This is a genomic window from Methylobacterium gregans (genome assembly GCF_022179245.1).
Lineage (GTDB): Bacteria > Pseudomonadota > Alphaproteobacteria > Rhizobiales > Beijerinckiaceae > Methylobacterium > Methylobacterium gregans.
Map to the genome: position 1 here is coordinate 20,864 of NZ_BPQM01000035.1, position 6,365 is coordinate 27,228.

Annotated in this window: 6 protein-coding genes; 2 read left to right on the forward strand and 4 right to left on the reverse strand. The window is 72.5% G+C overall.

Going from position 1 to position 6,365, the window contains the following annotated elements; translation table 11 throughout:
- Positions 1–76: 76 nt before the first annotated feature.
- The 4 genes from MFF54_RS08760 to ggt all read right to left on the reverse strand — a co-directional run bounded on the left by MFF54_RS08760 (position 77) and on the right by ggt (position 4,537).
- Complete coding sequence (locus tag MFF54_RS08760) at positions 77–1,186, reverse strand: DUF2125 domain-containing protein (RefSeq protein WP_238302226.1); 1,110 nt, start codon at positions 1,184–1,186, stop codon at positions 77–79.
- A 119-nt stretch (positions 1,187–1,305) separates the two neighbouring features.
- Positions 1,306–1,743: a hypothetical protein gene (locus MFF54_RS08765; RefSeq protein ID WP_238302221.1), complete on the reverse strand. Its 438-nt coding sequence runs from the start codon at positions 1,741–1,743 to the stop codon at positions 1,306–1,308.
- A 127-nt stretch (positions 1,744–1,870) separates the two neighbouring features.
- Positions 1,871–2,644, reverse strand: coding sequence for a lysophospholipid acyltransferase family protein (locus tag MFF54_RS08770; protein ID WP_238302222.1), 774 nt, complete (start codon positions 2,642–2,644; stop codon positions 1,871–1,873).
- 135 nt (positions 2,645–2,779) lie between these two features.
- Positions 2,780–4,537, reverse strand: a complete 1,758-nt coding sequence (gene ggt, locus MFF54_RS08775) for a gamma-glutamyltransferase (RefSeq protein ID WP_238302223.1) — start codon at positions 4,535–4,537, stop codon at positions 2,780–2,782.
- A 230-nt stretch (positions 4,538–4,767) separates the two neighbouring features.
- Between ggt and MFF54_RS08780 the strand changes: the two genes are divergently transcribed.
- Entirely contained in the window at positions 4,768–5,088 is a 321-nt protein-coding gene (locus MFF54_RS08780; protein WP_238302224.1) for a rhodanese-like domain-containing protein, read from the forward strand.
- A 199-nt stretch (positions 5,089–5,287) separates the two neighbouring features.
- Positions 5,288–6,365 (forward strand): efflux RND transporter periplasmic adaptor subunit (locus tag MFF54_RS08785; protein WP_373321123.1); only part of this gene is annotated, 1,078 nt, incomplete at its 3' end.

The following is a 6,365-nucleotide window of genomic DNA, read 5'->3' on the forward strand; positions in this document are numbered from 1 at the left end:
GACGGCAGCGTCGCCGGGCGGCCCGCGCCGCGCAAGCAGGGCGCGGCGGTTCGGCAGCGGGTGTGGTCCGGATGCCTCAGTAGAGCGGATCCAGCCGCACGTTCGGGATCGTGAAAGGGCCCAGCATGATCCGGCCGTCGCCCAGGCGCAGGGGCGGCAGCGGCTTCAGCGGCGCCTCGCCGCCGGCCGGCGCGCCCTCCGTGCCGGGCGTCCGCACCGAGCCCAGCAGGCCGCCGACGAGCGCGCCGACCAGCGCCCCCCGGTCGGCGCCGTAGCGCTGGCCCACGAGGCTGCCGACCAGGGCCTCCAGCCCCGCCGCCCGGAGATCGAGCTGGCCCGCGATGCGGTGCCCCTCGTCGAGCCCGAGCGTGCCCTTGGCCTGGAGGCGTCGGTCGCCCTTGTTGATCGCGAGGCCGGCGAGTTCGAGCCGACCCTCGGCCTCGCGCCAGATCTCCAGCTCGCGGGCCAGCGTGCCGGTGCGCAGCACGACCGCCTTGGTGAGTGTCGCGTCGAGGGCGATGTCGGCCGGGTCCGCGTTGCCGATCAGGGCGTCCGCCTGGGCCGAGCGGGCTTTCGTGAAGCGCAGGCTGGCATCGACGGCACCGTCCGCGTCGAACCGCCCCGGCGTCGGGCGGGCATGCAGTTCGAGATGCTCGCCCGTCACCTCCACGGGCCGGTCGAGCGCGGGCCCGGAGACGTTGACCCGCGGCGCGTCGACCGCCAGCGAGGCGCGCACGAACCCGTCCGCTGCCCCGTGGAAGCTGCCGCGCAGGCTGGTCCAATTCGCCTCGCCGGTCAGGTCGCCCTGCTGGGTCCGGAACGGGCCGGCCGCCTCGAACAGGGCGTGGCGCGGCTGGTAGACCTGAACCAGGGCGGTGAAGGGGCCGAGCGTGAAGCTGCCGTCCGCGCGCGCCAGCGCCACGGAGGCGCAGCGCAGCTCCAGCCGGAACGGGTAGCCGGTGATCGAGCGGTCGGCGCAGGTCCAGGTCCGTCCGGCGGCGGCCTCGCGGGCGAGCCAAGCGTCGATCTCGCGCCCCGCCCGGTCGCGCAGGTAGAACCATCCGGCGGTCCACAGCACCGCCACCACGGCTAGAAGGATGAAGGGCAGGAACAGCCCGAGGCGCGAGCCGCGCACCCCCCCGCGCTTGTCCCGCACGATGTCCGTCTGCTCCGAGCCCTGCGCCATGCCCGCCGTCTCCGTCACCGGCCGTGCACCTCCCGCAACCCGTGCGGCGATGCAAGAGGGCCGGGAGCGGATCTAGGACGCGCGCACCGGATGTCAGGCGGGGCTTCTCGAGCCTGCGCTCAGCCCCGCGCGGTGTCGGTGCTCAGGTCGTCGGCGATCGCCGCGCGCTCGGCCTCGTCCTCGGCGAGGCGGTGGACGTGCATCTCGGTCGCGCCGTGGCCGCGCATCCCGGAGAGCCAGGTGCGTCCGAGATGCTCGCGCGGGCTCTCGCCCGAGGTGGCGACCGAGACCAGCTCGGCGATGCCGGCCGTGTCGCGCCGCACCGCCAGCACCACCGCGGCGCCGACCTCGTCGAGGGCCGGCTCGTTCAGCGCGTGCACGCCGACCACGTAGCGCCGGCCCGAGCGGCCGCGCCAGGCCGAGAGCGCCAGCGCCGGGCTGCCCCGCAGGCCGGCCGTCGTCCTCAGGCGTTCTTCCCGCACGTCCTGCCTCCGTGTGCGATCGTCCTTTAGGTCGCGAAGCGCGGCCGACCAGGACAGAGCTCGTTTGTTCGCCATTTGTTCTAAGATATCCGTCGCTATCCACAGGCGTCAAGCGCGACGCATCCTGCACCGCAGATGGCGATGGCGCGGGTTATCCACAAGGCGCCAGGGCTGCGGCGATCGGGCCGATGTCTGGTCCTGGTCAGGCGGCGCGCGACGCTTCGGTGGCCGGTTCCGGCACGGGGTGTCCGCTTGCGGCGAGCTCGGCCCGGCCGGCGTCGAGGAGGGCGTTCGACGCGACCTCGATCCGCTCCAGAACCTCGGCGTGGAAGGCGGCCCGGGGCAGGCCCGGCGGGATCGGCGGCAGGAACTCGATCACCGCGGTCCCGGGCCGGCGCACGAAGCCGCGGCGCGGCCAGAACAGGCCGGTGTTGAGGGCGACCGGCAGGCAGGGCACGCCGAGCGTCGCGTAGAGGTGCGAGAGGCCCTGCTTGTAGGCGGGCGGCGCGTTGGTCGGCCGGCGCGTGCCCTCGGGGAAGATGATGAGCTGGCGCCCGAGCGCGATGGCGTCGGCCGCGGCCGCGTTCATCAGGCTCATGGCGCGGGTGCCCTTGGTGCGGTCGATCGCCACCATGCCGCCCCGCGACAGGTGCCAGCCGACGACCGGGATGAAGAGGAGTTCCCGCTTCAGGATGTAGGCGAATTCCGGGAAGACCGTACAGAGCGCGAGCGTCTCCAGGGCCGATTGGTGCTTGGCGGCGACGAGGAGCGGCCCCGGCGGGATGTTCTCCAGCCCCCGGAACTCGACGCGGATCCCCGCCACGTGCCGCAGCAGCCAGATCGTGGTGTTCCCCCAGAGCCGGGCGACGCCGAGCACCGTGCGCCGCGAGGCCAGGGCCGGCAGGCCGCCGAGCGCGATCACCGTGGTGGCGGCGTAGAAGCAGAGGTTGAAGGCGAGGGAACGGAGCGCGAGCATGGGAACCTGTGCGGGAGCGGCCTCCTTTAGCCCGCCTTCGCGCCGGGGGACAGACGGGGCCGGACCCGGTCCTGGTTTCGAGAGGTCTGGGACCTTCTCACAGGAGCCCGGGCCGGCGAAGCCGCGACCTGGATCTCAGTAGCCGTCCGCGAGGGTGCTGCGCTGGCGCGGGTCGGAGGCGCCCGCGAGCAGGCCGTCGTCCACCCGCATCACCGAGTTCGCCGAGCCGGTTGTGGGGCCGACCCTCACGGTGTGGCCCTTCCGGCGCAATAGGGCCAGGGTGTCGGGCGAGATGCCCTCCTCGGCGAGCAGCACGTCGGGCCTCCACTGGTGGTGGATGCGCGGGGCGTCCACCGCCTGCGCGAGGTTCATGCGGAAATCCACGAGGTTCACGATCACCTGCAGCACCGTGGTGATGATGCGGCTGCCGCCGGGGCTGCCGGTGACGAGGAGGAGCCGGCCGTCGCGGAACAGGAAGGTCGGGGTCATCGAGGAGAGCGGCCGGGCGCCCGGGGCCACCGCGTTGGCGTCGCTGCCGACGAGCCCGTAGGCGTTCTGGGCGCCGGGCTTGGCCGAGAAATCGTCCATCTCGTTGTTGAGGAGCACCCCCGTACCCTCGGCCACCAGCCCGATCCCGTAGGAGAAGTTCAGCGTGTAGGTGTTGGCGACCGCGTTGCCGGCCGCATCCACCACCGAGAAATGCGTGGTCTGATCCGACTCGTAGGGGGCGGGATCACCGGCCCGCACGGCGTCGGCGGGGCGCGCCCGCTCGGGGTCGATCCCGGCCCGGATCCTGTCCGCGTAGGCCTTGGCGAGCAGCCCCCGCACCGGGATCTTCACCCGGTCGGGATCGCCGAGATACGCGGCCCGGTCGGCGTAGGCGGGCTTCATCGCCTCGGCCAGCGTGTGGAGCGCCTGCGCGCTGCCCGCCCCCATGCCGGCGAGGTCGAAGCCCTCCAGCACGTTCAGGATCTCGATCAGGTGGATGCCGCCGGAGGAGGGCGGGGGCATCGAGACGATCGCGTGCCCGCGATAGGTCCCGCGCACCGGCTCGCGCAGCTTCACTTGGTAACCGGCGAGATCGTCGGCCGTCATGATGCCGCCGGCTCCCTGCACCGCGGCGGCGATCTTCTCCGCGATCGCGCCGGTGTAGAAGGCGTCTGGCCCCTGCTCGGCGATGGTCCGGAGCGTGCCGGCGAGGTCGGCCTGCACGAGGGTCTCGCCCCGGGCGAGCACCCGGTCGCCGCGGAAGAACACCGCCCGGGTCGCGGGCCAGCGGCCGAGCATCCCGGCGACCTGCGGCAGCGAATCGGCGAGCCCACCCTCGACGCCGATCCCCTCGCGGGCGAGCCGCTCGGCTGGTGCGATCAGGTCGGCCAGGGTGAGCTTGCCCGAGCCGTACAGGCGGTGCGCCTCGGCCAGGCCCCGGACGGTGCCGGGGACGCCGACCGCCTTGCCGCCCCGGGTGGAGGCGGTCCGGTCCGGCGCGCCGTCGGGTCCCAGGAACATGTCGGCGGTGGCCGCCCGCGGCGCGGTCTCGCGGTAGTCGATCGCCACCGTCTCGTTCCGTTCGGCCAGATGCACCAGCATGAAGCCGCCGCCGCCGAGATTGCCCGCCTGGGGCAGGGTCACGGCCAGGGCGAAGCCGACCGCCACCGCCGCGTCGACCGCGTTGCCGCCGCGCTTCAGGATCTCGATGCCGATCCGCGTCGCCCGCGCCTCCTGCGAGGCGACCATGCCGTTCGGGGCGAGCGCCGGCAGGGAGCGAGCGATGTCCGAGGGGATGGGCACCGCCTCGGCGGCCGGGGTGGGCCGCGCCGTGCCCGGCAGCGGGACGGCCAGCAAACAGGCCAAGGAGCCGGCGAGGAGAAGAGCGCGGGCGCGGCGCGGCATGGCGGACGGTCGGCTCCACGGACGAGAGGGCTCAGGCCGTGATAGTGCGGCCAGCGGGCGCGTCCAGGCACGGCCATGTTGCGCCGGACCGGGCTGACGAATAAGGAAAAGCGTCAGCCGCTGGATTCCGCACGGGATTCCGCCGCGGGACCCAGATTCCGCCGTCCGCGCCCCGGCGCGTCCCGACGGCGCGCAGGCGACGGTTGGGCCGGATACCGGAAGGAGTGCGGATGCGGGTGATCGACCTCGATCGCGACGCGGTCAAGCGAGGCCTCGCCGACGGCAGCCTGCTGCTGATCGACGTCCGCGAAGACCACGAATACGCGGGCGGCCACATTCCCGGCGCCGTGACCCACCCGCTCTCGGAATTCGACCCGCAGGCGCTCGCCGCGCTGATCGACGGGGATGCCCGCCGACCGGTCTTCGTCTGCGCCGCGGGCGTGCGCTCGGTGCACGCGCTCCGTGCCGCGCAACAGGCCGGGTTGCCGATCGAGGCGCATTACCGCGGCGGCTTCAAGGACTGGTACGCGGCCGGTGAAGCCGTTGAATAGTGCACCCGTGGCGATCGCGGTGCGCGTGTCGTGTGCGCCGCCGCACAACTCTGAACTGCACAAGGGACTAGGGGCGCACAAGACTGTGAAGGTCTGCGTCCCTCCATCCGCGCCGACCCGCCCAGCCTCCTCTGACCACGCATCGATCCCGCCGGCGATCCGCCCCGTGCGCCGCCGGCCGATGCTCAGGGACTCCGTCATGCATCCTGCCCTGCGCAGCCGGCTCGCCAGCCTCCTCGTTCCTGCTCTCGCCGGCGCCTTGGCCGGCATCCTGGCCGGCGCCGTGCCGGCCTCCGCCCAGGCACCGGGCGGGCCGCCGCCGAAGGTCACGGTCGCCAAGCCCGTGGTCCGCGAGATCGTCGAGCAGGATCAGTATACGGGCCGCTTCGACCCGATCGAGTTCGTCGAGGTGCGCGCCCGCGTCACCGGCTATCTCGACAAGATTCAGTTCACGGACGGCGCTACGGTGAAGCGGGGCGACGTGCTCTTCATCATCGACCGGCGCCCCTACAAGGCGGCGCTGGAGCAGGCGCAGGCCGCGCTGACCTCGGCCAAGGCCCGGCTCTCTTTCACCCAGACCGATCTCGAGCGCGCCCAGACGCTGTCGCGGGGGGGCAACATCTCCGAGCAGGTCACCGACCAGCGCCGCCAGGCCTCGCAGACCGCGCAGGCCGACGTGGACAGCGCGGAGGCGGCTTTGCGCAACGCCCAGCTCAACTACGACTTCACCGAGGTGAAATCGCCGATCGATGGGCGCATCAGCCGCCGCCTCGTCACCGAGGGCAACATCGTCATCACCGACCAGACGATGCTGACCACGATCGTCTCGCTCGACCCGATCTATTTCGGCTTCACGGTCGATGAGAAATCCTTCCTCAAGTACCAGAACAGCCTCAACATCGGCATGGGCCAGACCCAGCGCGGCAAGGGCGTGCCGATCATGATCGCGCTCACCGGCGAGGAGAAGCCGACCCGCAAGGGCACGCTCGATTTCGTGGACAACCGCGTCGACAACCAGACCGGCACGGTGCTGCTGCGCGCCACCGTCGAGAACAAGGACGGCTTCATCAAGCCCGGCCTGTTCGGCATCGTCGCGATGCCGGCGACCAAGCCCTTCCAGGGCGTGCTGCTGCCCGACGAGGCGGTGTCGGCCAACCAGGACAAGCGCATCGTCTACCTTGTCTCCGAGGACGGCACGGCCTCGGCGCGCGACGTGAAGCTCGGGCCCAAGGTCGACGGCTACCGGGTGATCCGCGAGGGCCTGAAGGGCGACGAGA

What these genes read in the sequence shown, in the direction of transcription:
- MFF54_RS08765 (WP_238302221.1), bottom strand. Translation starts at nt 1,743, where the DNA reads ATGGCGAACAAACGAGCTCTGTCCTGGTCGGCCGCGCTTCGCGACCTA.
- MFF54_RS08780 (WP_238302224.1), top strand. Translation starts at nt 4,768, where the DNA reads ATGCGGGTGATCGACCTCGATCGCGACGCGGTCAAGCGAGGCCTCGCC.
- MFF54_RS08760 (WP_238302226.1), bottom strand. Translation starts at nt 1,186, where the DNA reads ATGGCGCAGGGCTCGGAGCAGACGGACATCGTGCGGGACAAGCGCGGG.
- MFF54_RS08770 (WP_238302222.1), bottom strand. Translation starts at nt 2,644, where the DNA reads ATGCTCGCGCTCCGTTCCCTCGCCTTCAACCTCTGCTTCTACGCCGCC.
- ggt (WP_238302223.1), bottom strand. Translation starts at nt 4,537, where the DNA reads ATGCCGCGCCGCGCCCGCGCTCTTCTCCTCGCCGGCTCCTTGGCCTGT.